Origin of the sequence: Wenzhouxiangella sp. XN24, from assembly GCF_011064545.1 — a bacterium.
In the GTDB taxonomy this organism is placed as follows: Bacteria; Pseudomonadota; Gammaproteobacteria; order Steroidobacterales; family XN24; genus XN24.
Map to the genome: position 1 here is coordinate 265695 of NZ_JAAMFG010000036.1, position 26671 is coordinate 292365.

Genomic DNA, 26671 nt, shown 5'->3' on the forward strand with positions numbered 1-26671 from the left:
TAAAGAGCTATGAGTATTCCTAATACAGGCGGGATGAAGCGCCGGCCGACCCACCCGGGCGAGATGCTCCGCGAAGACTTTCTCGTGGACTATGACCTGACAGTCACTGGATTGGCGGAGGCTATTGGCGTTTCTCGCCAGTCCGTCAACGAACTGCTTCGAGAGCGACGCGCGATCAGCCCGGAGATGGCTCTGCGGCTCGCCAGACTATTCGGTAACTCTCCAGAGTTCTGGCTGAACTCTCAGCGGGCCGTGGACCTTTGGGATGCGGCCCGGGAAATCAAGAAGGACGTCGCGCGAATTCGGCCGCTAAATGCCGCATAACAAGACGCTGCAGTCGGACCCTGCGCTGGATGCTGAGTGGCTCAGGGAAGCGGAGGATCGCCTCGCGGCGTACCAGTCGGGCGAGCTTGCTGCGGTAGATGCTGACGACGTCTTTCGCGAGCTTGGCGAACGTACTTGAGGGTACGATTCCTTACTCCCGCTCGGCGGGAGTTAATGGATGCGGTTCGCTACTACAATGCCCAGCGACCTCAACTCGGCGACGAATTTCGAGATGAGGCGAGAGAAACCATCAAGCGCATCACCCGATTCCCTGGCGCGTGGCACGCTTTGTCAACCAAGATCCGACGGTGTCATATGGCACGCTTCCCGTATGGCCTCATCTACACGGCCACTGAGGCCGAGGTACTCATCGTCGCGGTCTCGCACCTTCATAGAGCGCCCGTGCACCAGGCCGACCTGGTCGAGATGCTCGTGGCCGGTGAAGCCGCGGGTCACGCTGAGCGCGACGATAAACACAACCGGGGTGGGCGTCTGCTTCTTGAGAAAATACCCGCTCGGGTCGGTATAGAAAAGCGGGTTGTTGCCCACATAGGCGTAGCGGTTGAAACCCTGCGTCGAGATGGGAAACTGCACGAACGGGTCCGGCGACAAAAACCGCCCGATCTCCGGGTCGTACACCCGCCCGCCCATGTGGATCAGTCCCACCTGGTCCAGATGCTCGTGCATCGTGAACCCGCGCGTCAGCGTGATCGCGGCGATGAACACCCCCGGCGCGGGCGTCTGCCAGGTGCTCGCGGGCCGGCGCTTGCCCCAGGCATCGTACGCCAGCGACTCGACGATCGTGCCCGTCTCGCCGGTGATCACCACCACCGAGCCCAGGTGATCCTTGTGCAGGTAGCGGGTGGTGTTGGTGGTGCTCGCACCGCTGCGCTTGACCGTCGCCACGGTGCGACCGTTGGCCTGGACGTGGTGGGTGTGCTCGACCGTCAGCCCCGCCTCGCGGCGCTCGTAAAGCGCAGAGCCATACAGCGTCAGCACCGTCTGGCCGTCGATGCGTCAGCCCCAAAAGTCCGGGTTCGTGTTCCCAGATCTGATCCTTATCGCTATCGCACGTAGAAAATCAGTGTCAATTCGTCTCTCAGAGCAATCTGAGCTGCGGGCGTAAATGCCATTGCGGAGATAACGTTGAAGTGACTTCAGGTCCGATCTTTGGACATCCTCTGAGTAGATGAACTCATCTAACGCGCAACCTGAAAAGTCTTCGTTCCCGTCAACAGATAGAGCGCTGTCGGCCTCAATCATGCGGGCGACTTCTTCCCACGAAAGGTCGTCAAAGGATTTCCGGGACAAGCGTATGATTCTCTCGAACATCATATTGTCCTCTCGCTCACCGATTTACGCGATGAACATCGATCTTCCACCGATCGCGATAGGCCGCTCTAAGCACCGGACCGTTATGGCGGCTCCACCCAAATCGAAGGCCACACCTCAAGGCTGGCAATGTTGAGCCGCCAAACATAGGATGCCCGATGACGCTCGACGACGGCCCAAGCGCAGGGACATAAGTCAGCGATGCACTTCCATACAACGCTGTCCCGCCTACGACATTTCCACACTTCAGTCGGACCCTGTTCAACTTCGTCTATTCGCCCTCTCGCTTCTCCACATGGGATGTCACGATCTCTCGAATCGTCTCCAGCTCTGGGCTTGGGCCACGACCAATCACGTCACCCACAAAAGCCTTCGCACAGTCCCGTTCAGCGCCAGGCCTCGACACGGAAACTGAGTACCCACATGCATGCGCTCCTTTGGTCAGCAAGTATCGAACCACTTCCTGGTCCTCGATCAGGATGGCTTGTTGGAGCGGCGTATAACCAATTCTGTCGGGTGAGTTGACGTCCGCGCCTCGCAATATCAGTTCATCCGCCAACTCAGTGATTCGTTCAAATTTTCGGCGCTCGGCACGATTCGATCCCTTCGCGTCGATGGAGTTAACTGAAAGAATGAATCCCAAGCCGTCATTCTCGATCAACTCTGCCATTCGGGCGTCGGACCGCATTAGGTAGCCCTTTGCAACTTCGGCTGGCACAAACTCACCGCCGACAATTGCACGCAGAGCGACCCACTTCACAGGACTGGATGAAAGATTCCACGCCACGTAGATACAATAAAGTATCAGTGGCGCGACCGCGGCCACTACGATCAATGGCGTTTTTTTGGAGCTCACCGGCCTGTCCGCAGCGAATACGCAGGGTATACGCCGTCGTGTCGCCGAGTCAGAAATTCAGAGCGAAAGTTCTGGATTATTTTGACCCGAACAGGTTCCGCAATGTAGGGGGAGTCGAGGTCGGCCCGCCGTAGCGTTGCCTCTAGCAATTTTGCTCCGCGCGCGGTTCTGCCGATCGTTTTCGCCGCTAGGCGTAGTCTCTGTGGCAGGAGCCGCGTTGCCCCAACCCCTCTCATTACGGTGAACTTAATCAAGGATATTTGATATGTCGCCTCAAGCCCTTCAACGAGCAATCCTTGGGCGAAGGCCAAATCGGTTGAGTTGATCTCTGATGGGTCAAGTCCGCGCAACTCGTAGAAATCGAATGTAGCGCTCGCCATCTCGGCATCAATTACGATCTCATCCAAGGTAAACGTCGGAAGATCATTTCCTGCGTGATCATGATTAAACCGGCTCACGAACGCCGCGGACCACGCCCCGTTGGCAAACTTGCCGCCGCCGATGCGGCTTACCGTGCCACCGACTGCGGCCGCGGCCACCATGCGTCCGATCTGGCCCTCCTGGCTTCCGTATGGCCCGGCGACCGCTTCCGGAATGAACGACAGCAAGCTGCCCGAGAACGCCCCCAGCGCCCCGTCCCCGAAGCGCCCGCCCCCGGCGGCTGAGACCGCCCCCTGCGTGATGCCGTGCAGCGCCGAGCGGCGAACGTTGTCGAGATTCTCGATGCCGCCGATCTTTCCCGCAATGCCCGCACTCATCATCCCCATCATCCCTGCCTGCGCATTGCCACCACTGGCCAGAAAGCCACTGACAAAGCCGTGTATGAAGGCATTACCCGCCAGCGTCCAGCCGGGGATGAAGTTCATCCCGATCCCGGCCACCTTCATCAGCTTCTTGAGAAAATACCCGCTCGGGTCGGTATAGGAAAGCGGGTTGTTGCCCACATAGGCGTAGCGGTTGAATCCCTGCGTCGAGATGGGAAACTGCACGAACGGGTCCGGCGACAAAAACCGCCCGATCTCGGGGTCATACACCCGCCCGCCCATGTGGATCAGGCCCACCTGGTCCAGATGCTCGTGCATCGTGAACCCGCGCGTCAGCGTGATCGCGGCAATGAACACCCCCGGCGCGGGCGTCTGCCAGGTGCTCGCGGGCCGGCGCTTGCCCCAGGCATCGTACGCCAGCGACTCGACGATCGTGCCCGTCTCGCCGGTGATCACCACCACCGAGCCCAGGTGATCCTTGTGCAGGTAGCGGGTGGTGTTGGTGGTGCTCGCACCGCTGCGCTTGACCGTCGCCACGGTGCGACCGTTGGCCTGGACGTGGTGGGTGTGCTCGACCGTCAGCCCCGCCTCGCGGCGCTCGTAAAGCGCAGAGCCATACAGCGTCAGCACCGTCTGGCCGTCGATGCGCGCCGACTGACGGAACATCGCCCGGTCCCCACCGGGGCCGTACCAGTACTCGGCGTGGTTGTTGCCGTCGCGCTCCATCCGCCGCGGCTTGTTGAAGCTCCACCAGCTCACCGTGCGCGCCCCGGGACCCGTCACCTGGGTCAGGTTGCCGTTGGCGTCGTAGCTGTAGCTGCGCGTCCCCGCGGGCGTGGTGACCGCCGAGACCTGGTGCGGACGGTTGGCGTGCGTGTACTGGTAGTTCGTGAAGCTGCCCTTCGACAGCATGTTGCCCACCGCGCTGTACTGCACCGTCTCGCTGCCCAGCACGCTGCCGGCCGCCGTCTTCAGCGTCACCGTCTGCAGGCGCCCCAGATCGTCGTACAGCAGATCCTCCCGCCGGTTCACCCTGTAATCGGCGCGCTGCTCCAGGTTGCCCACCCGGTCCCAGGCCATGCCCAGATCCTGCACCGAGACGGGGTTGCCCGCGCTGCCCGTGGCAATCGTCTCCACCAGCCCCGTCGCCGGGTTCACGTAACGCTGCGTGTACAGGGCGTTGCCCAGCTTCTCGCGCGTCACCGAGCCCAGCGCGTCCACTTCCAGGGCTTCCCAGTAGCGCGTGCCCGTACTGCCGTCGGGCTGACGCTCCCGCACCAGATACAAATGTCCATAGCGGTAATAGTGATCTACCCGCAGCCGACCGGCATCGGGCGGGCTGGCGCTGCAGGGCGCGGCGCAGTCCACCGACGGATAGCGGATCTGGGAGACCTGCCCGAGCGCATTGTAATCGTAGCGGGTCCAGAACCAGATGCCGTTGACGTACCGCGCACTGTGGCGCAGTTCTCCGCCCTCGGCGGTGTACCAGAACGATTCACGGTAGCCATGCAGACCGGTGATATCCGTGACCCTGCCGCGCGCCGGTCCGTGCGCAGTGTTGTCGTAAGTCCAGGTCGTGCTCCCTTCCGGCTCGCTGCGCGTCTTGATCCGGCCCAGCACGTCATACGTCATACTGACCGTTACGCTGTTGGCGTCCGTCTGGGACGTCAGCTCGCTCGGCGCCGCGCCCAGCGGCGGCGCCGCCAGGCTGTCGCAATGCGCCGGCTCCGCCCCCGCATACTCGTGCCGGACACGGCCGAGCTGGTCGTAATGGCGCACCGTCCAGCAGGCGCCTGCGTCGATACCGGGGCGTCCATTGCTCGGTGACAGCATCCCAGGCAATTAAAGATTCGCAAGCCAGGGCCCCGGGGCCCTGGAAAAGAGCCATTTCGGGGCAAATCGAGTTTGGGCAAAGGTCACTTTTTCCGCGTTTTGACCAGAGGTCATTTTCAGCGGTCACGATTCAGGGCAGAGGTCATCTGCCTCGAGCAGGGGAACTCGCGATGAAGTTTCAAGGCCCCACCAGGGCTCAGGGAAGGCCCCAGTGTCTATCAGGTCGTCCTAAAATTCACGTAAGTGCCTGATTTAATTGGCGCGCCCGAGAGGATTCGAACCTCTGACCTCTGCCTCCGGAGGGCAGCGCTCTATCCAGCTGAGCTACGGGCGCAATGCGGAGTCGGGCATGATACCGGTAACCGTTATGACCGTCCACGACCCTGACACGGAGTTTGGCGGTCCACCGGCATGGCCCTATAATTCCAGCCTCGCCGGGCCGACAGGGCCGGACCGGCCCACCAACATGCAGGGGATACCGCGTTGAGCGCAGTAAGCGATCGCAAGTTCGTCGATACATTCATGGTGGTGCTCGGCATCCTCGTCGTGATCTCGGTGGCGATCTACGCCTTGTCGTCCTTCATCGCGGGACGCACCCAGGAGGTGCATGTGCGCGAGGACGCGGCGTTCCAGCAGCGCATCGAAGAGCGCATCGAACCGATCGGGCAGGTCGCCGTCGCCGGTCAGGACAACAGCGGGCTGCGGGATCCGGGCGGCGCCGCGGCGACGGTCGCCGCCACGTCGGCGCCCGCCCCCGCCGCGGCCGCCGAGACACTCGATGGCGAAGGCGTTTACAACGCCGCCTGCACGGCCTGTCACGGACCGGGGATCGCGGGTGCACCGAAGACCGGCGACGCGACGGCCTGGGCGCCGCGCATCGACAAGGGCATGGACACCCTCGTGCAGCACGCGATCGAAGGCTTCCAGGGCGACGCCGGCTACATGCCGCCCCGCGGCGGCTACTCGAACCTCAGCGACGAGGAGGTGCGCGACGCCGTCCAGTACATGGTGGACGCGGTCGGCAGCTAATCGTCCGCCAGCATCGAGCGGAGTCCGGCGATCGCGCTGTGCGCCCGGTCCCGGGTCTCTTCAGCACTCAGCTCGACGCGCCCTTCCCACTCCAGCGCCTCGGGCGGCAGCTCCTCAAGGAAGCGGCTCGGGGCGCATTCCAGCGTCTCGCCGAAACGCTTGCGGCGCCGCGCGTAGGTCATCAGCAAGCGCTGCCGCGCCCGCGTGATGCCCACGTAAGCGAGGCGCCGCTCTTCTTCCAGCCCCGGGCCCTCCAGGTTGGCGCGATGCGGCAGCAACTCCTCCTCGCAGCCGACCAGGAACACCGTCGGGAATTCGAGGCCCTTGGCAGCATGCAGGGTCATCAACCGCACGCGGTCGTCCTGCGCATCCTCTGACTGGCGGTCGAGCATGTCCATCAGCGACAGCTTGCGCAGCGCGTCGGCGAGCGTCGCTTCGTCATCGCCCCGCGCGGCCCGGCCCAGCCACTCCAGCAATTCGCCGAGGTTCTCGTTGGCCTTTTCGGCCTGGCGCGGATCGCGCGCGTTCTCGAACAGCCAGTCGCGGTAGCCCAGCTCGTCGATGAGCTCTCGCGCCAGCGCGTCCACGGGCACGCCGTCCTCGGCCTCGTCCCCGAGTTCGATCATGCGCCGCGCGAAACCGTGCAACCGCTCCACGGTGCGGGACGGCAACACGCTGTGCAGGCCCGCCTCCAGGCTGGCGGCGAGCAGCCCGAGGCCGCGACTGGAGGCCCATGCGCCGAGCTTCTCGAGCGTCGCCGTGCCGATCTCCCGCCGCGGCACGTTGACGATGCGCAAAAAGGCCGCGTCGTCGTCGGGGTTGGCGATGACGCGCAGGTACGCGAGCACGTCCTTGACCTCGGTGCGATCGAAAAACGAGGTCCCCCCGGTCACGGAGTAGGGAATTTCGAGGGTACGCAGCGCCTGCTCGAACGGCCGCGCCTGGAAGTTACCGCGGTAGAGCACGGCGAAGTCGCGCCACTCGCCGCCGCGTTCCATGCGCATGCGCATGATCTCCATGGCCACGCGGTCCGCTTCGTCGGTGCCATCGCGTGCCACGAGGACGCGGATGCGGTCGCCCGGTCCGTGGGCGCTCCACAGGCGCTTGTCGAACAGGTGGGGATTGTTGGCGATGAGTCCGTTGGCGGCCGAGAGGATCCGCCCGGACGAGCGATAGTTCTGCTCCAGCTTGATGACTTTCAAAGCCGGGTAGTCGGCGGCGAGACTGCGCAGGTTGTCCGGCCGCGCGCCACGCCACGCGTAGATCGACTGGTCGTCGTCGCCCACAACCGTAAACGCGCCGCGCTCGCCGACCAGCTGGCCCATGAGCTGGTACTGGGCGAAGTTGGTGTCCTGGTACTCGTCGCCGAGCATGTACTGGATGCGGTCCTGCCAGGCCTCGAGGACCTTCGGCAGCTCGCGGAACAGGAACACGGGCCGCACGATCAGGTCGTCGAAATCCAGCGCGTTGTAGGCCTGCAGCGCGCGCTGGTAACTCGCGTACTGCAGCGCCCGGGCCTGCTCGAGCGGGTCTGCGGCGGCCGCCAGCGCCGCCTCGGGCGAGACGAGCTCGCTCTTCCAGGCCGAGAACGCCGTGCAGGCCGCATCGATCGTGCTCTCGGTGTCGGCGTTGTCGTTCTTCAAGAGCTCCTTGACCAGGCTGCGGCTGTCGTGGGCGTCGAAAATGGTGAAGCCGCGCTTGTAGCCGAGATTGCCGTATTCGCGCCGCAGGATGTTCAGTCCCAGCGTGTGGAAGGTGGAGACCTTCAACAGCTTCGCGGTGTCCGCGTCGAGCATCGCGCCGACGCGCTGGCGCATCTCGCGCGCCGCCTTGTTGGTGAAAGTCACCGCGGCGATGCCGTAGGCCGGCACGCCCCCGGCGACCAGCGCGGCAATCTTTTCCGTGATGACGCGCGTCTTGCCGCTGCCGGCGCCGGCCAGCACGAGCAGCGGGCCGGCCGTGTAGCGCACGGCTTCGAGCTGGGCGGGATTGAGGGACATGGGCGGGGATTCGACGACGCGTGAAGAGCGCGGATCATACCCGATGCGCCAGAAAAAAGAGGGGCCTCGCGGCCCCTCTCAAGCGCCGGCTCCCGGCCGGCCGGTCATCGGCAAGTAGACACCCTCTCGCTGATCCGTTGCAGATCGAGGGCTAGCGCAGGTCGAAGCGGTCCGCGTTCATCACCTTGGTCCATGCGGCGACGAAGTCCTTGATGAACTTCTCCTGGTTGTCGTCCTGGGCGTAGACCTCGGCGTAGGCCCGCAGGATGGAGTTCGAGCCGAACACGAGGTCGGCGCGCGTCGCCGTCCACCTCACCTGGCCCGTCTTGCGGTCGCGGATCTCGTAGAGATTCTTGCCCGCCGGCTTCCACTCGTAGGCCATGTCGGTCAGGTTGACGAAAAAGTCGTTCGTCAGCGCACCGACGCGGTCGGTGAACACGCCGTGCTGCGAGCCGCCGTGGTTCGTGCCCAGTACGCGCATGCCGCCGACGAGAACCGTCATTTCCGGCGCCGTCAGGCCCAGCAGCTTGGTGCGGTCGAGCATCAACTCCTCGGGCGCGACGTCGTATGCCGAGTTGAACCAGTTGCGGTAGCCGTCGGCGAACGGCTCGAGCACCCCGAAAGAGTCCGCGTCGGTCGTCTCGTCGGTGGCGTCTCCGCGGCCGGGCGCGAAGGGCACGGCGATGTCGGAGCCTGCAGCCTCGATCGCCTTCTCGATACCGACGACACCCGCCAGCACGATGACGTCCGCGATGCTGGCGCCGGCGTCCCGGGCGATCGGCTCGAGCACGTCGAGGACCTTCTTCAGCCGCGCCGGCTCGTTGCCCTCCCAGTCCTTCTGCGGCGCAAGGCGGATGCGGGCGCCGTTGGCGCCGCCGCGCATGTCCGAGCCGCGGAAGGTGCGGGCGCTGTCCCACGCGGTCGAGACCAGTTCGGCGACCGAGAGCCCGCTGGCGGAGATTTTCGCCTTCACGGCGGCCACGTCGAAGTCAGTGTTGCCGGCGGGAACCGGATCCTGCCAGATGAGGTCCTCGGCGGGAACCTCGGGGCCGATGTAGCGCTCCTTCGGGCCCATGTCCCGGTGGGTGAGCTTGAACCAGGCGCGCGCGAAGGTGTCACGGAAATATTCCGGATCGTTGCGGAACCGCTCCATGTACTCGCGGTAAGCCGGGTCCATCTTCATCGCCATGTCGGCGTCGGTCATGATCGGGTTGCGGCGGATCGACGGGTCGCTGGCGTCGATCGGCTTGTCTTCCTCCTTGATGTCGACCGGCTCCCACTGCCAGTGTCCGGCGGGGCTCTTCTTCAGCTCCCACTCGTGGTCGAGCAGCATGTCGAAATAGCCCATGTCGAACTTCGTCGGCTCTTTCGTCCAGGCGCCTTCGATGCCGGAGGTCACGGCCTTACTGGCCACGCCACCCATCTCGGGGTTCATCCAGCCCATCCCCTGGTTCTCGATCTCGGCCGCTTCCGGCGCCGGGCCCAGGTTCGAGTCGAGCCCGTTGCCATGGGCTTTGCCTACGGTGTGGCCACCGGCGGTGAGGGCTGCGGTCTCCTCGTCGTTCATCGCCATGCGGGCGAAGGTCACGCGCACGTCATGCGCCGACTTCAACGGATCGGGCTTGCCGTCCCGCCCTTCCGGATTGACGTAGATCAGGCCCATGTGGACCGCACCGAGCGGCTCCTCCAGGGACTCCGGGTCTTCCTCGTTGGCGTAGCGGAGGACGCTCTCGGCCAGCCACTCCTTCTCCGAACCCCAGTAAACATCCTGCTCGGGCTCCCAGATGTCCTCGCGGCCGAAGCCGAAGCCGAAAGTCTTGAGGCCCATCGACTCGTAGGCCACGTTGCCGGCCAGGATCATGAGATCGGCCCAGCTGAGCTTGTTGCCGTACTTCTTCTTGATCGGCCACAGGAGGCGGCGGGCCTTGTCGAGGTTGCCGTTGTCCGGCCAGGAGTTGAGCGGCGCGAAGCGCTGGTTGCCCGTGCCGCCGCCGCCGCGGCCGTCGAACTGCCGGTAGGAGCCCGCGGAATGCCATGCCATGCGGATCATCAGGCCGCCATAGTGGCCGTAATCGGCCGGCCACCAGTCCTGGCTGTCCGTCATCAGGGCCTCGAGATCGCGCTTCACGGCGTCGAAGTCGAGCTTCTTCACTTCTTCGCTGTAGTTGAAATCCTGCCCCAGCGGATTGGACTTGGCGTCGTGCTGGTGGAGGATGTCCAGGTTCAGCGCATTGGGCCACCACGCGATGTTGGACTTACCGGCGATGGTGTTTGCGCCGTGCATGACGGGACATTTGGTTTCGTTCGACATGGCCTGCTCCTGGCTTCAAGGTAGGCATATAGGTTATTTCGATTAGATTCTCTGGTCTAATCGATTATTTCTATCTCATCGATAGCCTCCCACCCACGATAGTTGCCGGAGTGGCGGACGCAGGCCGTATCAGCCAAGCCAGACGAGCCTGACGGCCATCGCCACGCCGGTGCCTGCGAGCACGCTCGCTCCGACGAGGAGCAGCGAGACCGTCGTGCCTCCGGGCTCGCCCGCGGTCGCCACTGCCTGCGGCGACCTGCGCGTCACCCGTTCCAGCCCCCACGACACCAGGGAACAGGCAGCGAGGCCGGCCAGCACCGTGACGGCCGCCCGCACCATGCCCGACGACGCCTCGATGTCGCGGACCGCGAACAGCAGCAGCAAGACCCCGGCCACGATGAACACGATCGAACCGCGTCGCCAGGCCGGGGCCCGCTGCCGGACATCGCCCGACACGGCTCGCAGGCGGCGAAACTCCTCGACGCCGAACAGCAGCGCAAATCCTGCCAGGAACCCCCAAAAGGCCGTCCAATGTCCTTCCATCGCCAAACATCCTCTACCGGATCGAAGTGGTTGGCCCCACATCGTCGCGCGATGCCATGCCGATGGCCACCCCGGCCCAGAACCGGTCCATGGGCACCGTGTTCAAACGGGACCAGTACCGGTTTTTCGGCAAGACCCCGATGCCGGTGTAGCACGCGTAACCTGCGCGACCGCATTCCTTCTGCCGCAGGTGACGGAGTCGCTGCTCATCGACCGTCAGCGCGGAACCGAGCAGTTCGTCGATGCTGCACGACGGACAGACCTGCATGTCGCGCCCCAGGCCCTTCATGAACTGCAGCATCTGGTTCCGTGCCGACGCCTCGGCGCAGTCCTGGTTGGCCATGCACGCCGCATGTGACCAGCGTTCCAGCGTCTCCCCGAGGCTGTCGCAGGAAAGTTCACCGAGGTTCATGCCCACGGCGCCGCCGAGAAATGCGCCCGCGGTCGTGACGAAGGCCGACACCCGCCCGACGGGCGTGACCTGCAGCACGGCTGCGGCTCCGCCCGCGCCGAGGGCGCCGGCCAGCGCGCTGCAGGCCCCCTGGGGCACGTCGATCGTCCAGTCGGCCGTGGACGCCCGGGACGTCCCGGGAAGCACCAGGCCAGCCAACACCAGCAAAAACAACATCAAGCGATTCCTGTTCATCGTTGCACTCCTTGCATTCGAGACCCGTCCTTGGGTACCCGCCGGAATGACGGGCGCCCCCATCTGAGCGCACCCGCCAAGGCCCGGGAAGAGGGACTTTGTCCGCTTTTCGCCCGGAAACGCCCGCTCGTCACCGCCCCGGCCAGCCGCGGCTCGCGAGCGCCTCGGCGAGATGCCGCACTTCGATCCCGGCGCAACCGTCCATGTCCGCGATGGTCCGCGCGACCCGCCGGACCCGCGTCTGCGCCCGCGCCGAGAGCCCGAGGCGCTCCGCGGAACGCACCAGCAGTGCGCGCGCCGCCGCCCCGAGGAAAGCGTGGGCGTCCAGGGTCTTGCCGGCGAGGCGGGCGTTCGCGGTGCCTTGCCGCTCGCGCCCGGCTCGCCGCACCGCCAGCACACGCTCGCGCACCACCGCCGACGGTTCGCCCGGCGGCCCCATCAGGTCGGCCGGCGCAGGGCGCGGCATCTCGACGACCAGGTCGATGCGATCCAGCAGCGGACCGGAAATGCGGCCGCGATAACGCAGCACGGCTTCCGCGCTGCAACGGCAGTTGTTGCGCGGGTCACCGAGGTAGCCGCAGGGACAAGGGTTCATCGCGGCCACCAGCAGGAAACGCGCGGGAAAGGTTCTCTGCACCGCCGCCCTGCTGATGGTCAACTCGCCATCCTCCAGCGGCTGGCGCAGCGCTTCGAGCGCGGTGCGGCCGAACTCCGGCAACTCGTCCAGGAAGAGCACCCCGCGGTGCGCCAGCGTGACCTCGCCGGGACGCGGATTCGCGCCCCCGCCCGTCAGCGCCACCGAAGACGCCGAGTGATGCGGGGCACGAAACGGCCGTCGCCCCCACTCTTCGCCATGAAACGGGCGGCCGGCCGCCGATGCGATCGAGGCCACAGCCAGCGCCGCGTCGGCCGACAAGGGCGGCAGCAGGCCGGGGAGACGGCGCGCCAGCATGGTCTTGCCCGTGCCGGGTGGCCCGATCAGCAGGAGGTTGTGACCGCCCGCGGCGGCGACTTCCAGCAGGCGCCGCCCGCGCAACTGCCCCCGCACCTCGGCGAGATCGGGACCGGTCGCGGCACCCGGCTCGGGACGCGCCGGGGTCACCGCAAGTGGAAGCTCTCCCTGTCCCTGGAGATATCCCGCGACTCCAACCAGGTGCTCGGCGAGGTGGATTTCACCGACCCCCGCCAGCGCGGCCTCGGCGCCGTTCTGCGCCGGCACGATGAGTGCATGGCCGGCCCGGGCCGCCGCCACGCTGGCGCACAACGATGCCGTCACGCCGCGCACCTCGCCGCTCAGGGAGAGCTCCCCGATGAATTCACGCCGCTGCAATTGCGCGGTCGGCAGCTGGCCCGAGGCCGCCAGCACGCCCAGCGCGATCGGCAGGTCGAAACGGCCGCCGTCCTTCGGCAGGTCCGCCGGCGCGAGATTGACGATCACCTTGCCGTCGGGAAACTTGAAGCCACAGATCGACAGGGCCGCGCGCACCCGGTCCCGGCTCTCGCGCACCGCCGTCGCCGGCAGGCCGACGATCGAAAAGCCGGGCAGCCCCCCCGTGACGTGGGTTTCGACGGCCACCGGCGGGGCTTCGAGGCCGCACTGGGCACGGGTCAGAACGAGCGCAAAAGCCATCGGGCATCCTGCTGGCTGGCATGCGCCCAGCATCCTCGCTTCCGCCCGGGGCCGGCAGCCCCTCTTATGCGCTCATCCGCCCGGAAACTCGTAACCGGAGTGCAATGACGAGGCGGTAGATTGGCGGGTCGATCATTTCCCCTTGCCGCGAGACCCGATGAACAATCCGAGCCGCCTGCTGTTCCTCGTGCTGACGCTCAGCGCGCTCCCCGTCGATCTGCCGGCCCACGAGACGCGCAACACGCTGGTGCCGCAGGGCTACGTGCACTACGCGCCCGGGCCGATCCCCGACCGAGTCGCACTGGTGCTGACCGCGGATCCCGCGCGCAGCCAGACGGTCACGTGGCGCACGAATGCCGGCGTGACCCGGGCCGTGGCGCAGCTGAACAAGGCCCTGCCCGGTCCCGGGCTGCACCTCGGCGCCCGGGACATCGACGGCCGGACCCGGCCGCTCGAAACCGAGAACGGTGTCGCGCACCACCATGCCGTGACGTTCACCGGCCTCGAGCCGGACACGCTGTATGCCTATCGCGTGCGGGGCGCGGACACGTGGAGCGAGTGGTTCCAGTTCCGCACCGCGAAAAGCAGCGCCGCGCCATTTTCCTTTCTCTATTTCGGCGACGCGCAGAACTCGATCCGCTCACATTTCTCTCGCGTCATCCGCGAAGCTTTTGCTGCCCACGAGCGGCCGGCGCTGCTCCTGCATGCCGGCGACCTCGTCAATTCCCGCAGCGGCGTCCACGACGACGAGTGGGGCGAGTGGTTCGATGCCGGCGGCTTCCTGCACGGCATGGTGCCGAGCTTCCCGGTGGCGGGAAATCACGAGTTCATCAGGCGCGACGTGTTCGGCCCGAGGGTCCTGTCGCCGCACTGGACAGCTCATTTCAGCGTCCCCGCGAACGGCCCCGAGGGCTTGCGCGACACCGTCTACTACGTCGAATACCAGGGGGTCCTGTTAGTCGCGCTGGACTCGATGAATGCATTGCAGGACGAAGCGCTGGCGAAGCAGCAGGCCGAATGGCTCGACCGGCTGTTGAGCGCCAGCGCCCACGACTGGGTCATCGTCAGCCACCACCATCCGGTGCACTCCGTCTCGCTCGGGCGCGACAACCCGCTGCTGCGCGAGCACTGGCAGCCGCTGTACGAGAAACACGGCGTGGACCTCGTGCTGCAGGGCCATGACCACGCCTACGGCCGCGGCGCGAACCTCGCCGAAGGCACCACCGCGATCGACGATGACGCCGGGACGGTCTACGTGGTCTCGGTGGCCGGACCGAAGATGTACCTGGTCGCCGAGGAGGCTGAGTCGTCGATGGCGCGGGTCGGGGAAGAGGTGCAGCTCTACCAGGTCATCCAGATCGAGGCGGACCGGCTGCGGTACGCATCGCGCACGGTCACCGGCGAAGTGTACGATGCCTTCGAGCTGCGGATGACCGAGGAAGGCAAGCATCTCGTCGACCTGGTGCCCGCGGATGCGCCCCGCTCGACCTGCGGGAATCCCGACCGGCCGCGTCCGGATCGCTGCTGGAACGGGGTCGAACTGGTGGACTGACGGCTCAGGGCCTCGGCGGCGCCCGCATAACCGCCGTGGTCCACGACGGCCTGGAGCGTCCGCCGCTGCTCGAGTGTGACCCGCGGCCTCATTTCGATTTCCTCCAACTTGATCGCCAGTCATTTGCTCTTTCTCTTCGATTGAGTCGAAGCTAACGTGGGCGCAGGTTTCACCCGCGAGGAATCCACATGGGCAGCAAGCGTATCCGCCAGGTGCTGGACAGCCACGCCGCCTCCGATGGCGCAGGAGTCCGGATTCGCCGGATCGTCGGCCAGGCGCAACACGACCTCGACCCGTTCCTGATGCTGGACGAAATCCGTTCCGACCAGCGCGAGGAATTCGTGGCCGGCTTTCCGTCCCATCCGCACCGCGGCATCGAGACCCTCACGGTCATGCTCGAGGGCGGCTTCGAACACCGGGATCACCTCGGCCACCGGGCGGCGATCCGCGCCGGCGGCGCGCAATGGATGTCCACCGGGCGCGGCGTCATTCATTCCGAGATGCCGCTCCCGGGAGAAGGCCGCATCCATGGTTTCCAGCTGTGGATCAACCTGCCCGCGGCGGACAAGCTGCGCGAACCGGATTACGCGCAGGCCGAGGCCGCCGAGCTGCCGGAGCTGGCGCTCGAGCACGGCCGGCTGCGCGTCATCGCCGGCCACCACGCCGGGATGACCTCGCCGATCGGCCGCACCGCCTGCGAGAGCACCGTACTCGTGCTCGAGCTCGAGCGCGGGGGTCGCTACCGCTGGTCACCCCCGCCGGGTCATCGCGCCCTCGTCCGGCCCTTCAGCGGCGCGGTGCAGCTGCCCGATCCGTCCGCAAGCGCGGGCGCCGCGGCCGGCATCGCGAGCGGACAGATGGCGGTGCTCGACGGGGAAGGCGCAATCGACATCACCGCCGGGGAGGCCGGCGCCGGCATGTTGCTCCTGTCGGGTCGCCCGCTGGGCGAGCCCATCGTGCAGCACGGCCCCTTCGTCATGAACACGGCCAGCGAGATCCGCCAGGCGATTCGCGACTACCAGTCAGGCGCGCTGGTGGCCCCGCTGCCTGACGCGCGCTGACCGGTCTGAGGACCTCAGGCAGGGCGACCCAATCGGCCGAAGGCCAGCAGTCCCGCACCCAGCACCAGCAGCAGCCATCCCGGCGCTACCGGGCTCACGTCCAGGCCCAGCCACAGCACGCCGCCGACGAACGTTGCGCCGCCGGCGCCGGTGGTCCAGCGCTGTTGCCGGTCGGCATGCAGCTCCGCGCGCAGCACTTCTATGCCCGGGTGCTTCACCTCGACCTGCAGCCGGCCCTCGGCGGCGCGCTGCAGGATGGCGTGAATGACCTGGGGGAACTCCTGGATCGTCTCGCCGACTTCCGGCAACTGCTCCCGCAGGCGATCGACGATGGCCCGGCCGCTGACCCGCTCGCGCATCCATTCCTCGAGAATCGGCTGCGCCGTCTCCCACAGGTCGAGATCGGGATAAAGCTCCCGCCCGAGGCCCTCGATGTTCAGCAGCGTCTTCTGCAGCAGGATCAGCTGCGGCTGCACTTCCATGTCGAAGCGCCGCGCCACCGTGAACAGGCGCACGAGGAACTGGCCGAACGAAATGTCCTTCAGCGGGCGGTTGAAGATCGGCTCGCACACGGTACGGAACGCGGACTCGACCTCTTCCACGCGCGTGCCGGGCGCCACCCAGCCGGACTCGACATGCAGGCGCGCGACGCGCTGGTAGTCGCGGTTGAAGAAGGCGAGGAAGTTTTCCGCCAGGTACTGCTGGTCGCGCGGATTCAGGCTCGCCACGATGCCGAAATCGACAGCGATGTATTGCGGCTGCGCCGGCTCGTCCGGATTGACGAAAATATTGCCCGGGTGCATGTCCGCGTGGAAGAAATTGTGGCGGAACACCTGCGTGAAGAAGATCTCCACGCCGTTCGCGGCGAGGCGCCGCATGTCGATGCCCGCCGCGTGCAGTTCAGCCGTCTGGCCGATGTTGATGCCGTGGATGCGTTCCATCACGAGCACGCCGGGCCGGCACCAGTCCCAGTAGACCTCGGGCACGTAGAGCAGCGGCGAGTTCTCGAAGTTGCGGCGTAACTGCGAGGCGTTCGCCGCCTCGCGCATCAGGTCGAGCTCGTCCATCAGCGTGGTGTCGAACTCGCGCACCACCTCGCGCGGGCGCAGCCGGCGGACCTCCCCCCAGTACCGTTCGGCGAGTGCCGCCAGCGAATGCAGCACGTCCACGTCGCGCCGGATCTGCTCGCGCACTCCGGGCCGCAGCACCTTGACGATCGCCTCGCGGCCGTCCGGCAACGCCGCCGTGTGCACCTGGGCGATGGAGGCCGCGGCGAGCGGCTCGTCGTCGAACCGCGCGAACAGTGACTCGAGCGGCTGGCGATAGGCCGCCGCAAGCTGGCGATGCGTCTCCGCCGCGGGAAACGGCGGCACCCGGTCCTGCAGCTTGGCCAGCTCGACGGCGATCTCGCGGGGCAGCAGGTCGCGCCGCGTGGACAGCGCCTGGCCGAACTTGACGAAAATCGGCCCGAGCTCGACCAGCGCCTCGCGGATCCGCACGCCCAGCGGCAGGTCCCGCGACGCCTTGCGGATGCCGAAGCCGGGAATACGGCGCAGCCGGGCGACCGGGCGGAACAGGTGGGCCGCATAGACGAGTTCGTCGAGGCCGTGCTTGAGCAGCACGCGCTGGATGTGCAGCATCCGCCACAGTTGGCGCGGCGGAATCACGACGCCTGTTCCAGCCGTCGCAGCCGCGCCTCGAGCCGCGCGACGTCACTGGCGAGTACGTCCACCGCATCGAGGAACTGCTCGAGTTCGGCGCGCGCGGGGAGCTCGCGGCCCTCCTCCTGCAGGTACTCGGCGACGTCTCGCGACAGGCGGTCCGCCACGTCGAGTCCCCAGCCGCCGAACCCCCGCACGAAGTTGCCGACCTGGCGCGCGGCCACGTCGCCGACGACGCGTGCCAGCTCCTCCTCGAAATCGGGCGCGGCCAGGGCGATCAGGTCGCGAAAATCGCGCGCCACCAGCGGGTCGCCGCTGATGCGCACGGCGCGGGAACGCAGCAGCGCCTCGTCACCCGAGGCCGCGAGCCGCGCCAGCGCCCCCGGCGTGCCGCTGAGCAGCGCGTCGGCCGGGACCTTGTCGCTGAGCGCCAGGCCGCCATCGCGGGCGACGAGAGTCATGCCTAGGCCGAGACCGTCCAGCTCGATGCGGAAGCTGGAACCCTCCAGCGCCCGGCAGCGGGCCGTTGCGTCGCTGGACGCGCGGATCCCGCGGTTCAACAACGCCGCGACAGGCTCGAACATCAGTACTTCCAGCCGCGGTGGAGCGCCACGATACCGCCGGTCAGGTCATGGTAGCGGCAGTCGTCGAACCCCGCGGCGGCCATCATGTCCCGCAGGGTTTCCTGGTCGGGGTGCATGCGGATCGACTCCGCGAGATAGCGGTAGCTCTCGTCGTCCCCCGCCACGAGCTTGCCGATCGCGGGCAGGACGCGGAAGGAATACAGGTCGTAGGCCGGGGCGAGCGCGGGCACGGGGCGGGAGAACTCCAGCACCAGCAGATGCCCCCCCGGGCGCAGCACCCGGAACATCTCGCTCAGGGCACGCTCCTTGTGGGTCACGTTGCGCAGGCCGAAAGCGATCGTCACCACGTCGAAGCTGGCGTCCTCGAGCGGCAGCGCCTCCGCATCGGCCAGGCAGTACTCGACGGTCTCGCCTGCGATGCCCCGGTCGAGCAGCCGCTCGCGCCCGCGCATGAGCATCGCCTCGTTGATGTCCGACAACACCACGCGGCCGCCGGGCGCTACGCGCGGCGCCATCAGGGCGGCGAGATCCCCCGTGCCGCCCGCCAGGTCCAGCACCTGCATGCCCGGCCGCAGCCCGGCCTTCTCCACGGTGAAGCGTTTCCAGATGCGATGGATGCCGAGCGACATGAGGTCGTTCATCAGGTCGTAGCGGCTGGCCACCGAATCGAACACGCCGCGCACGCGGCGCGCCTTCTCGGTGACCGGCACCTCGGCGAAGCCGAAGTGCGTGGTGTCCTTGTCCGGGCTCATTCGGGGGCGACTTCCTTGCGCTTGTAGCCGACCTCGTCGAGCCGGCCGAGATAGGTGTTCCAGTTCTCCTCGTAATTCGAGCCCAGCCAGTGCAGGTAGGACCAGGAGAACAGCCCGGAATCGTGCTTGTCGTCGAACACCAGCTTGATCGCGTAGTGGCCGACCGGCTCGATGGCGCTGATATTCACCTTTTCCTTGCCGATCATCAGCACGGCCTGCCCCGGGCCATGGCCCTGGACTTCCGCCGACGGCGAGAACACGCGCAGGTATTCGCAGGGCAGCCGGAACGACGTGCCGTCTTCCCAGCCGACCTCGAGAACGCGGGACTTGCGGTGCAGGCGGATGGCGGATGGCGTGGGAATGTCAGCGCTCATTGCGCCTCCTGTTCATGGAAGAGTGGCGATATTGTACGACCGTGCGATCAGAGGATGTAGCGCGACAGGTCCTCGTCGGCCGCCAGCTCGCCGAGCGCCGTATCCACGTAGCCCGCATCGATGGTGACTTCCGCGCCCCCCCGATCGGCCGCCTCGAAGGAAATCGTGTCCACGAGGCGCTCGAGGACGGTGTGCAGGCGGCGTGCACCGATGTTCTCGGAACGCTCGTTGACCTGGTCGGCGATCTCCGCGATCCGCCGGATGCCGTCCGTGGTGAACGAGAGTTGGACGCCCTCCGTGGCGAGCATGGCCTGGTACTGCACCGTCAGCGAGTGATCCGGCTCGGTCAGGATGCGCTCGAAATCCGCGGCCCTGAGTGCGTCGAGCTCGACGCGGATCGGCAGGCGGCCCTGCAGTTCCGGAATCAGGTCCGACGGCTTCGACAGGTGGAACGCCCCCGAGGCGATGAACAGGATGTGGTCGGTGCGCACCATGCCGTAGCGGGTGCTCACCGTGCAGCCTTCGACCAGCGGCAACAGGTCGCGCTGCACGCCCTCGCGCGAAACGTCGCCGCCGGAACCGAGCGAGCCCTCGCGGCGCGTCACCTTGTCCATCTCGTCGATGAACACGATGCCGTTCTGCTCCACGTTGGCGATCGCCTTGAGCTTGATCTCCTCGTCGTTGACCATCTTGCCGGCCTCGTCATCCACCAGCAGCTTCATGGCGTCGCGCACCTTGAGCTTGCGCCGGCTGGTGCGCCCGCCCATGTTGCTGAACAGGCCCTGCAACTGGTTCGCCATCTCCTCCATGCCGGGCGGCGCCATGATGTTGACCCCGGCCGGGGCGTTGCTGACCTCGATCTCGATTTCCTTGTCGTCGAGCGTGCCCTCGCGCAGCATCTTGCGAAACTTCTGGCGCGTGTCCGCGCCCCGGGCCGCCTCGCCGGGCTTGCCGGCCTCCTCGCCGGTGTCCCAGCTGGAACGGGTGCCGGGCAACAGCCCGTCGAGGACCCGCTCTTCCGCGGCATCCTCGGCGCGATGGCGCACCCGGTCCATCTCGTGCTCCCGCGTCATCTTCACCGCGGCGTCGGCGAGATCGCGGATGATGCTGTCGACCTCGCGGCCCACGTAGCCCACCTCGGTGAACTTGGTCGCCTCGACCTTGATGAACGGCGCGCTGGCGAGCCGCGCGAGGCGACGCGCGATCTCGGTCTTGCCGACGCCCGTCGGCCCGATCATGAGGATGTTCTTGGGCGTGATCTCGGAACGCAGCGGCTCCTCGATCTGCATGCGGCGCCAGCGGTCGCGCAGCGCGATGGCGACGGCGCGCTTGGCCGCGGTCTGGCCGACGATGTGCTTGTCGAGCTCCTGGACGATCTCGCGGGGGGTCATCGGGGTATCGCTCATGACAGCGTCTCGACGACGAGGTTGCGGTTGGTGAAGACGCAGATGTCGGCGGCGATGCCGAGCGCCCGCTCCACGATCTCGCGCGCATCCAGCTCCGTGTTCTCGAGCAGCGCGCGCGCGGCCGCCTGGGCATAGGGCCCGCCGGAGCCGATGGCCATCAGGTCGTTCTCCGGCTCGATGACGTCGCCGTTGCCCGAGATCACGAAGCTCTTCTCCCGGTCGGCAACGCATAACAGGGCCTCGAGGCGACGGAGCATGCGGTCCGTGCGCCAGTCCTTGGCCAGCTCGATGGCCGCGCGCGTGAGGTTGCCGTGCTGCTGCAGCTTCGCCTCGAAACGCTCGAACAGCGTGAATGCATCGGCCGTGCCGCCGGCGAAGCCGGCCAGGACCTTGCCGTCGTACAGGGTGCGCACCTTGCGCGCGTTGCCCTTCACGACCGTGTTGCCCATGGACACCTGGCCGTCCCCGCCGACGGCGACGAGGCCGTCACGGCGCACGGACAGGATGGTCGTGCCGCGAAACTGTTGCATGCTGGCTCCTTGCAGGGGTCGGATGCGCGCCGGATCAGCGCCGCTTGCGCGCACGCGGGTGCGCCTGGTCATAGATGCGGGCAAGGTGCTGGAAATCAAGGTGCGTGTAGATCTGGGTCGTGCCGATGTCCGAGTGGCCGAGCAATTCCTGCACGGCCCGCAGGTCGCCGCTGGACTCCAGCAGGTGGGTGGCGAAGGAGTGGCGAAAGGTGTGCGGGCTCACGGACTGCGGGAGGCCGAGGCGGCGCGCCCAGTAAGTCACGCGCGCCTGGATGTTGCGGGTGGACAGCGGACGGCCGGTGCGGCCGATGAACATGGCGTTGGACGGCGTTTTCTCGAGCTGCGGCCGCACCTTCAACCAGTCGCGCAGCGCGGCGCGGGCCTTCTCCCCCACCGGCACGATGCGGGTCTTGGCGCCCTTGCCGGTGACCCGCACCATCCCTTCGGCCAGGTCCACGTCGACCAGGTCGAGGCTCGCCAGCTCCTGCAGGCGCAGTCCCGATGAATAGAACAGCTCCATGATGGCGCGATCGCGCGTCGCGAGCGGGTGATCGACGCGGATATCCAGCAGCCGGCCCATCGCGTCGGCGTCCAGCGTCTCCGGCAGGCGCCGCGGCGCCTTCGGCGCCGTGATGTCCAGCCCCGGGTTCGCCTTCACGACGCCCTCGCGGACCAGGTAGGCGAACAGGTTGCGCAGCGCCGCCAGGCGGCGCTGGATGGTGCGCGGGGCCTGGCCGCGGCGATGCAGGCGCGCGGCGAAAGAACGCACGTGGCCGCCGTCCACCGCCGCCCAGTCGCCCACCTCGGCATTGCAGAGAAAGGTGTACAGCGCCTCGATGTCGCGGTGGTAGTTCTTCACGGTCAAGGCGGACAAGCGACGCTCGAAGCGCAGGTGGTCTAGCCACCGGTTGAGCCAATTGCGATCGGGGCCGGCGGCGTTCATGACCCGCCGCGGGCAGCCTCCAGGCGGTGGCTCGCCGCGGCGAGCGCGGCGGACGCGAGGTCGCCGATGCGGGCCAGGAAATCCGTGCTCATGGTGGGATTGAAACGCTTCGGGTCGTTGCTGCCGATGGCCAGGATCCCGACTTCGCACTTGCGCCCCAGGGGCACCATCGCCACGGAGGCGATGCCCTCGTTCTCACCCGGGAACAGGAACTCGCGCTGGACGTCGCGAATCCGGCCGCAACGCGGACGACTTTGCTGGATGAACGTCGCGAAGGGCTGCAGCGCGGCATCCGAACGGTCCACGCTGCGCAAGAAACGCGTCTTCACGCCCTGGACGATCTCCGAGGTGTTGTGGAACAGGACGACGACCGCCTGGCTGGCGCCGAAGTCCTCGCGCAGGCCGCGCTCCAGGCCGTCGAGCACGGAGGACTTGTCCTCCGCCCGCAGCAACCGGATCGCGAGCGCATGCACCTTGTCGGACAAGGCCGAATTGGAGCGCGCCACGGCCACCAGGTCGCGCAGCCGATGGTCCAGTGCGCGGTTCTTGTCCTGCAGGACGCTGACCTGGCGCTCCACGAGCGACACGGTCGCGGCGCCGCTGCGGTGCGGGAGGCGCAATTGCTCGAGCAGCCCCGCGTGGCGTTCGAAGAAATCGGGATGATCCGCCAGGTAGTCGGCCACGCTCTGGTCCGCCGGCAATATCGCGGACAGGCCGCGCTCCTCTCGAATACTCACAGGCTGATCTTCCCCTCGAAGACTTTGCCGGCCGGGCCGCTGAGCCAGGCGGGCGTGCCGCGGCCCTGCCACTCGACCACGAGCCGTCCGCCCGGCAGGTCGACATTCACCAATTCATTCACGGCGCCCTGGTCCGCCAGCACCGCCACCGCCGCGCAGGCGCCGGTGCCGCAGGCCAGCGTCTCGCCGACGCCGCGTTCCCAGACGCGCAGCGCGACACGATCGCGCGCCAGCAGTTGCACGAAGCCCACGTTCGCGCGTTCCGGAAACGCCGGATGTCGCTCGATGGCCGGCCCGAGTGTCGTGACCGGCGCACTTGCGAGCGCTGTTTCCCCCAACTCCTCCAGCACGATCACCGCATGCGGATTACCCATCGAAACGGCGCCGAGCCGAACGCTGCGATCGCCGAGCCCAATGGTATAGCGCGTCGCCTCGCTTGTCGCGTGCAGCGGAATCAGGTGAGGACGGAACTCCGGCACGCCCATGGACACCGCCGCAGCCCCTCCGGCGACCCGGGCCTCGACCGGCCCCGCGGCGCTCGACATGCGGAATGCTTGTGCTTGTGCTTGCGTTTGCGCCTGGACCGGCGCCAGCTCCGTCGCCCACAGCAGCGCAAGGCAGCGCGCGCCGTTCCCGCACTGCGCCACCTCGCCCCCGTCCGCGTTCCAGATGCGGTAGGCGAAGGCCGCCTCGCCGTCCGGCGCCGGGTCGATGGCCAGCAACTGGTCGCACCCCACGCCGTTGCGCCGGTCGGCAATCCACCGCACCAGGTCGGCATCCGGGGTGAACGGGCGGGTCCGCGCATCCACCACGACGAAGTCATTGCCCGCACCGACCATCTTGTGGAAGGCGAACGAGTGGCCGGCGGAAGGGACGGAAGTTTGGCGCATGGCTGGGGCGCAATTATAGTGTTCGCGCCGCGGGAGAGGGTGGCAAACATGAAATACAGCGACCTGAGGGACTTCATTCGCCTGCTCGAGGGGCAGGGCGAGCTGCGGCGCATCACGACGCCGGTGAGTCCCGTGCTGGAAATGACGGAGATCTGCGACCGCGTCCTGAAGCGCGGCGGGCCCGCGTTGCTGTTCGAAAACCCCACGGGCCACGACATGCCGGTGCTCGGCAACCTGTTCGGCACGCCGCGCCGCGTGGCGCTGGGCATGGGCCAGGATTCCGTCGAGGCCCTGCGCGAGGTCGGCAAGCTGCTGGCGTTCCTCAAGGAACCCGATCCGCCCAAGGGCATGCGCGATGCGTGGGAGAAGCTCCCGGTGTTTCGCCAGGTGCTCAACATGGCGCCCAAGGTCGTACGCTCCGGGCCCTGCCAGCAGAACGTCCTCGAGGGGCCGGACGTGGACCTCGAACGACTGCCGATCCAGACCTGCTGGCCGGGCGATGCCGGGCCGTTGCTGACCTGGGGACTGGTGATCACGCGCGGCCCCGAGCGCACGCGCCAGAATCTCGGCATCTACCGGCAGCAGCTGATCGGGCGCAACCGCCTCATCATGCGCTGGCTGTCGCATCGCGGCGGGGCGCTGGATTTTCGCGACTGGCAGCTGAAGCATCCGGGCGAGCCCTTCCCGCTGGCCGTCGCGCTGGGCGCTGACCCGGCGACCATTCTCGGCGCCGTCACGCCCGTGCCCGACACCTTGTCCGAGTACGCTTTCGCCGGGCTGCTGCGCGGCGGGCGCACCGAGCTGGTGAAATGCGCGAATTCCGACCTGGAAGTGCCGGCGACGGCCGAGATCGTGCTGGAGGGCCACCTCGCGCCGGGCGACATGGCGCCGGAAGGGCCCTTCGGCGACCACACCGGCTACTACAACGAGGTCGAGGACTTCCCGGTGTTCACGGTGGACCGGATCAGCTGGCGCGACAACCCGATCTACCACAGCACCTACACCGGGAGGCCGCCCGACGAGCCGGCCGTGCTGGGGGTGGCGCTGAACGAGGTGTTCGTGCCCATCCTGCAGAAACAGTTCCCGGAGATCGTCGACTTCTACCTGCCCCCGGAAGGCTGCTCCTACCGCATGGCGGTGGTGAGCATGAAAAAACAGTACCCGGGACACGCCAAGCGCGTGATGCTCGGCGTCTGGTCCTTCCTGCGCCAGTTCATGTACACCAAGTTCGTGATCGTGACCGACGACGATGTGGACGTGCGCAACTGGCAGGACGTCATCTGGGCGATGACGACGCGCATGGACCCGGCGCGCGACACGGTGATGATCGAGAACACGCCCATCGATTACCTGGATTTCGCCTCGCCGGTCTCGGGCCTCGGCTCGAAGATCGGCTTCGACGCCACCAACAAGTGGCGCGGCGAAACACAGCGCGAGTGGGGGCGGCCGATCAGCATGGATCCGGAGGTCAAGGCGCGTATCGACACGCTTTGGCCGGAATTCGGCCTGGACTAGATTCCAAGGACATCAATCGGGCGAAGCGTCGCCCGTCAAGAAGCGGAGCTTTCGATCATGCGGCATATCCTGGTGATGAACCCCAAGGGCGGGTGTGGCAAGAGCACCATCGCGACCAACCTCGCGAGCTGGTACGCGACGCGCGGCGACCACGTCGCGCTCGCAGACTTCGATCCGCAGGGATCCAGCATGGACTGGGTCGGCCTGCGCCCCCTCGATGCGCCGCCGATCGTCGGGGTGCCGGCGTTCGAGGACGGCCTGCGCGCCGTGCCGCGCAACGCGGACGTGGTCATCATCGACGCACCCGCCAGGGCGCATGGGCGCGAGATCACCGAGCTGGTGCGGCGTGCGGAGACCGTGCTGGTGCCCGTGTTGCCCTCGACCATCGACATGCGCGCGGCCGCCAGCTTCATCAACGAACTCGGCGACGTCGGCCGCCTCGCACGCCAGCAGGCCAAACTGGCCGTGGTCGCCAACCGCATCAAGGAAAACACCCTCAGTTTCGACGAGCTCGACGCCTACCTGCGCAAGCTCTCGATTCCTTATGTCGCCACGCTGCGCGACGCGCAGAACTACGTCCGGGCTTATGCTCGCGGCCTGGGGGTCTTCGAACTGCCGCACTATCTCGCCTGGCAGGACTGGGAACACTGGAAACCGTTGACCGACTGGCTCGACAGCCCGGCGAGCCGTCCCTGAGGGCTAGCCCGGATCCGCCTCGCGTTCGACCCAGGCGATGACGGGCCGCGTGGCCCGGACCCAGTGACGCAACACGGCCTCGGCGGCCTCGTCGATCCGGCCTTCGCCCAGCAGAGTCGCGATCGCCTCGTGTTCGGCGCGTGAGGCCTCGAGCTCCGCGGCCGAACGCGCCCAGCTGCCGGCATAGGGCCGGACGCGGCTGCGGGTACGCTCCAGCACCGCCGCCAGCTCCCGATTCGGATTCCGGCTGACCAGCAGCTCGTGCCAGCGCCGGTCGGCATCGGCACGCTGGCGCGGCGTGAGATGCGACAGCGCCAGGCGACCGTTGAGCTCCTGCAGGCCGGTGGCGAGCGTGCGCACCTGCTGGCCGCTGAGCCGCACGGCGAGCCCCTCGAGACTGCCGATCACGGGAAACAGGTCCTGGACCAGTCCCGCCGAAAGCCGCGGCACCCGGAATCCCCGGCGCGGCACCGCCTCGATCAGGCCGTCGCCGGCAAGACTCGCGAGCGCTTCGCGCAACGGCGTCCGGCTGACGCCGAGAGCCCGGCTGATGCGTTCTTCTTCGAGCCGCTGGCCGGGCGCGAGGCGGCCGTCCGACAGCCAGTCGAGCAACTCGTTGCGCACCTGGTCGCGGAGATTGAGGCGCTGGATGACCATGAAACCCGTCCCATGTGGCTCGTTCTGCATATTGTATACAGATTC

General features: G+C 67.1%; 25 protein-coding genes and 1 tRNA gene. 7 read left to right on the top strand and 19 right to left on the bottom strand.

Translation table 11 applies throughout. The features are described from left to right. Window positions 1–9: 9 nt before the first annotated feature. Complete coding sequence (locus tag G6032_RS13300; protein ID WP_165282637.1) at window positions 10–324, top strand: HigA family addiction module antitoxin; 315 nt, start codon at window positions 10–12, stop codon at window positions 322–324. Next, window positions 314–463, top strand: a complete 150-nt coding sequence (locus tag G6032_RS13305) for an addiction module protein (protein ID WP_165282638.1) — start codon at window positions 314–316, stop codon at window positions 461–463. Before G6032_RS13300 ends, G6032_RS13305 begins: the two co-directional genes overlap by 11 nt. Window positions 464–615: 152 nt before the next feature. Here the strand turns inward: G6032_RS13305 and G6032_RS13310 are convergent, their stop codons facing one another. From G6032_RS13310 to G6032_RS13325, 4 genes are all read right to left on the bottom strand, one after another. After that, the gene (locus G6032_RS13310; protein ID WP_165282639.1) at window positions 616–1323 is read right to left on the bottom strand and encodes an RHS repeat-associated core domain-containing protein; all 708 of its coding nucleotides are present in this window, start codon (window positions 1321–1323) and stop codon (window positions 616–618) included. A gap of 604 nt (window positions 1324–1927) precedes the next feature. Then, window positions 1928–2512, bottom strand: coding sequence for a hypothetical protein (locus tag G6032_RS13315; RefSeq protein ID WP_165282640.1), 585 nt, complete (start codon window positions 2510–2512; stop codon window positions 1928–1930). Next, window positions 2509–5055, bottom strand: a complete 2547-nt coding sequence (locus tag G6032_RS13320; protein WP_165282641.1) for an RHS repeat-associated core domain-containing protein — start codon at window positions 5053–5055, stop codon at window positions 2509–2511. The genes G6032_RS13315 and G6032_RS13320 overlap by 4 nt, the downstream gene beginning before the upstream one ends. Before the next feature lie 311 nt (window positions 5056–5366). Further along, window positions 5367–5443, bottom strand: a tRNA-Arg gene (locus G6032_RS13325). Between the two features lie 149 nt (window positions 5444–5592). Here G6032_RS13325 and G6032_RS13330 point away from each other — a divergent pair. Continuing rightward, entirely contained in the window at window positions 5593–6138 is a 546-nt protein-coding gene (locus tag G6032_RS13330) for a c-type cytochrome (protein WP_206211985.1), read from the top strand. On the opposite strand, the gene G6032_RS13335 is transcribed toward G6032_RS13330, so the two are convergent. The 5 genes from G6032_RS13335 to G6032_RS13355 all read right to left on the bottom strand — a co-directional run bounded on the left by G6032_RS13335 (window position 6135) and on the right by G6032_RS13355 (window position 13268). Further along, window positions 6135–8138, bottom strand: a complete 2004-nt coding sequence (locus G6032_RS13335) for a UvrD-helicase domain-containing protein (RefSeq protein WP_165282642.1) — start codon at window positions 8136–8138, stop codon at window positions 6135–6137. The two genes, G6032_RS13330 and G6032_RS13335, sit on opposite strands and share 4 nt — an antisense overlap. A 151-nt stretch (window positions 8139–8289) precedes the next feature. Then, window positions 8290–10449 (bottom strand): catalase/peroxidase HPI, encoded by a 2160-nt coding sequence (gene katG / locus G6032_RS13340; protein ID WP_165282643.1) that lies wholly within the window; start codon window positions 10447–10449, stop codon window positions 8290–8292. 129 nt (window positions 10450–10578) lie between these two features. Further along, the gene (locus G6032_RS13345; RefSeq protein ID WP_165282644.1) at window positions 10579–10992 is read right to left on the bottom strand and encodes a hypothetical protein; all 414 of its coding nucleotides are present in this window, start codon (window positions 10990–10992) and stop codon (window positions 10579–10581) included. A gap of 13 nt (window positions 10993–11005) precedes the next feature. Beyond that, on the bottom strand, window positions 11006–11638 hold the full coding sequence (locus tag G6032_RS13350) for a hypothetical protein (protein ID WP_165282645.1): 633 nt from the start codon (window positions 11636–11638) through the stop codon (window positions 11006–11008). A 130-nt stretch (window positions 11639–11768) separates the two neighbouring features. After that, the gene (locus tag G6032_RS13355) at window positions 11769–13268 is read right to left on the bottom strand and encodes a YifB family Mg chelatase-like AAA ATPase (RefSeq protein ID WP_165282646.1); all 1500 of its coding nucleotides are present in this window, start codon (window positions 13266–13268) and stop codon (window positions 11769–11771) included. 157 nt (window positions 13269–13425) lie between these two features. Between G6032_RS13355 and G6032_RS13360 the strand changes: the two genes are divergently transcribed. Further along, window positions 13426–14820 carry a metallophosphoesterase family protein gene (locus tag G6032_RS13360; protein ID WP_165282647.1) on the top strand — a complete coding sequence of 465 codons (1395 nt, stop codon included), beginning with the start codon at window positions 13426–13428 and terminating at the stop codon, window positions 14818–14820. 188 nt (window positions 14821–15008) lie between these two features. Then, window positions 15009–15881: a pirin family protein gene (locus G6032_RS13370; protein WP_165282648.1), complete on the top strand. Its 873-nt coding sequence runs from the start codon at window positions 15009–15011 to the stop codon at window positions 15879–15881. A gap of 14 nt (window positions 15882–15895) precedes the next feature. Here G6032_RS13370 and ubiB read toward each other — a convergent pair whose 3' ends face one another. Genes ubiB through dapF form a run of 9 tightly spaced genes read right to left on the bottom strand, consistent with a single transcriptional unit; the run spans window position 15896 to window position 23758 of the window. After that, a complete protein-coding gene (gene ubiB, locus G6032_RS13375) occupies window positions 15896–17548 on the bottom strand; it encodes a ubiquinone biosynthesis regulatory protein kinase UbiB (protein ID WP_165282649.1) in 1653 nt (550 codons plus the stop codon). Continuing rightward, a complete protein-coding gene (locus G6032_RS13380; protein WP_165282650.1) occupies window positions 17545–18126 on the bottom strand; it encodes an SCP2 sterol-binding domain-containing protein in 582 nt (193 codons plus the stop codon). Before G6032_RS13380 ends, ubiB begins: the two co-directional genes overlap by 4 nt. Next, complete coding sequence (gene ubiE / locus G6032_RS13385; protein WP_165282651.1) at window positions 18126–18878, bottom strand: bifunctional demethylmenaquinone methyltransferase/2-methoxy-6-polyprenyl-1,4-benzoquinol methylase UbiE; 753 nt, start codon at window positions 18876–18878, stop codon at window positions 18126–18128. Before ubiE ends, G6032_RS13380 begins: the two co-directional genes overlap by 1 nt. Beyond that, the gene (locus tag G6032_RS13390) at window positions 18875–19252 is read right to left on the bottom strand and encodes a DUF971 domain-containing protein (protein ID WP_165282652.1); all 378 of its coding nucleotides are present in this window, start codon (window positions 19250–19252) and stop codon (window positions 18875–18877) included. The genes ubiE and G6032_RS13390 overlap by 4 nt, the downstream gene beginning before the upstream one ends. 47 nt (window positions 19253–19299) lie before the next feature. After that, window positions 19300–20658 carry an ATP-dependent protease ATPase subunit HslU gene (gene hslU / locus G6032_RS13395; protein ID WP_165282653.1) on the bottom strand — a complete coding sequence of 453 codons (1359 nt, stop codon included), beginning with the start codon at window positions 20656–20658 and terminating at the stop codon, window positions 19300–19302. Then, window positions 20655–21188, bottom strand: a complete 534-nt coding sequence (gene hslV / locus G6032_RS13400; RefSeq protein WP_165282654.1) for an ATP-dependent protease subunit HslV — start codon at window positions 21186–21188, stop codon at window positions 20655–20657. Before hslV ends, hslU begins: the two co-directional genes overlap by 4 nt. A 34-nt stretch (window positions 21189–21222) precedes the next feature. Next, window positions 21223–22131: a tyrosine recombinase XerC gene (xerC, locus tag G6032_RS13405; protein WP_165282655.1), complete on the bottom strand. Its 909-nt coding sequence runs from the start codon at window positions 22129–22131 to the stop codon at window positions 21223–21225. After that, window positions 22128–22868, bottom strand: a complete 741-nt coding sequence (locus tag G6032_RS13410) for a DUF484 family protein (RefSeq protein WP_165282656.1) — start codon at window positions 22866–22868, stop codon at window positions 22128–22130. The genes xerC and G6032_RS13410 overlap by 4 nt, the downstream gene beginning before the upstream one ends. Continuing rightward, entirely contained in the window at window positions 22865–23758 is an 894-nt protein-coding gene (gene dapF / locus G6032_RS13415; protein ID WP_165282657.1) for a diaminopimelate epimerase, read from the bottom strand. Before dapF ends, G6032_RS13410 begins: the two co-directional genes overlap by 4 nt. Before the next feature lie 48 nt (window positions 23759–23806). Here dapF and ubiD point away from each other — a divergent pair, with 48 nt between their 5' ends. Then, the gene (ubiD, locus tag G6032_RS13420; protein WP_165282658.1) at window positions 23807–25273 is read left to right on the top strand and encodes a 4-hydroxy-3-polyprenylbenzoate decarboxylase; all 1467 of its coding nucleotides are present in this window, start codon (window positions 23807–23809) and stop codon (window positions 25271–25273) included. Window positions 25274–25330: 57 nt separating this feature from the next. Next, window positions 25331–25969, top strand: coding sequence for a ParA family protein (locus tag G6032_RS13425; RefSeq protein WP_165282659.1), 639 nt, complete (start codon window positions 25331–25333; stop codon window positions 25967–25969). A gap of 3 nt (window positions 25970–25972) precedes the next feature. Here G6032_RS13425 and G6032_RS13430 read toward each other — a convergent pair whose 3' ends face one another. Beyond that, window positions 25973–26626, bottom strand: a complete 654-nt coding sequence (locus G6032_RS13430; protein ID WP_165282660.1) for a GntR family transcriptional regulator — start codon at window positions 26624–26626, stop codon at window positions 25973–25975. Window positions 26627–26671: the final 45 nt, after the last annotated feature.

Bases quoted from the DNA above. Each gene is read 5' to 3' on its own strand.
- dapF (WP_165282657.1), bottom strand. From the start codon at position 23,758: ATGCGCCAAACTTCCGTCCCTTCCGCCGGCCACTCGTTCGCCTTCCAC.
- ubiE (WP_165282651.1), bottom strand. From the start codon at position 18,878: ATGAGCCCGGACAAGGACACCACGCACTTCGGCTTCGCCGAGGTGCCG.
- G6032_RS13370 (WP_165282648.1), top strand. From the start codon at position 15,009: ATGGGCAGCAAGCGTATCCGCCAGGTGCTGGACAGCCACGCCGCCTCC.
- xerC (WP_165282655.1), bottom strand. From the start codon at position 22,131: ATGAACGCCGCCGGCCCCGATCGCAATTGGCTCAACCGGTGGCTAGAC.
- G6032_RS13425 (WP_165282659.1), top strand. From the start codon at position 25,331: ATGCGGCATATCCTGGTGATGAACCCCAAGGGCGGGTGTGGCAAGAGC.
- G6032_RS13390 (WP_165282652.1), bottom strand. From the start codon at position 19,252: ATGAGCGCTGACATTCCCACGCCATCCGCCATCCGCCTGCACCGCAAG.
- G6032_RS13305 (WP_165282638.1), top strand. From the start codon at position 314: ATGCCGCATAACAAGACGCTGCAGTCGGACCCTGCGCTGGATGCTGAG.
- G6032_RS13355 (WP_165282646.1), bottom strand. From the start codon at position 13,268: ATGGCTTTTGCGCTCGTTCTGACCCGTGCCCAGTGCGGCCTCGAAGCC.
- G6032_RS13350 (WP_165282645.1), bottom strand. From the start codon at position 11,638: ATGAACAGGAATCGCTTGATGTTGTTTTTGCTGGTGTTGGCTGGCCTG.
- katG (WP_165282643.1), bottom strand. From the start codon at position 10,449: ATGTCGAACGAAACCAAATGTCCCGTCATGCACGGCGCAAACACCATC.
- ubiD (WP_165282658.1), top strand. From the start codon at position 23,807: ATGAAATACAGCGACCTGAGGGACTTCATTCGCCTGCTCGAGGGGCAG.
- G6032_RS13300 (WP_165282637.1), top strand. From the start codon at position 10: ATGAGTATTCCTAATACAGGCGGGATGAAGCGCCGGCCGACCCACCCG.
- hslU (WP_165282653.1), bottom strand. From the start codon at position 20,658: ATGAGCGATACCCCGATGACCCCCCGCGAGATCGTCCAGGAGCTCGAC.
- G6032_RS13335 (WP_165282642.1), bottom strand. From the start codon at position 8,138: ATGTCCCTCAATCCCGCCCAGCTCGAAGCCGTGCGCTACACGGCCGGC.
- G6032_RS13380 (WP_165282650.1), bottom strand. From the start codon at position 18,126: ATGTTCGAGCCTGTCGCGGCGTTGTTGAACCGCGGGATCCGCGCGTCC.
- G6032_RS13360 (WP_165282647.1), top strand. From the start codon at position 13,426: ATGAACAATCCGAGCCGCCTGCTGTTCCTCGTGCTGACGCTCAGCGCG.
- G6032_RS13345 (WP_165282644.1), bottom strand. From the start codon at position 10,992: ATGGAAGGACATTGGACGGCCTTTTGGGGGTTCCTGGCAGGATTTGCG.
- G6032_RS13430 (WP_165282660.1), bottom strand. From the start codon at position 26,626: ATGGTCATCCAGCGCCTCAATCTCCGCGACCAGGTGCGCAACGAGTTG.
- hslV (WP_165282654.1), bottom strand. From the start codon at position 21,188: ATGCAACAGTTTCGCGGCACGACCATCCTGTCCGTGCGCCGTGACGGC.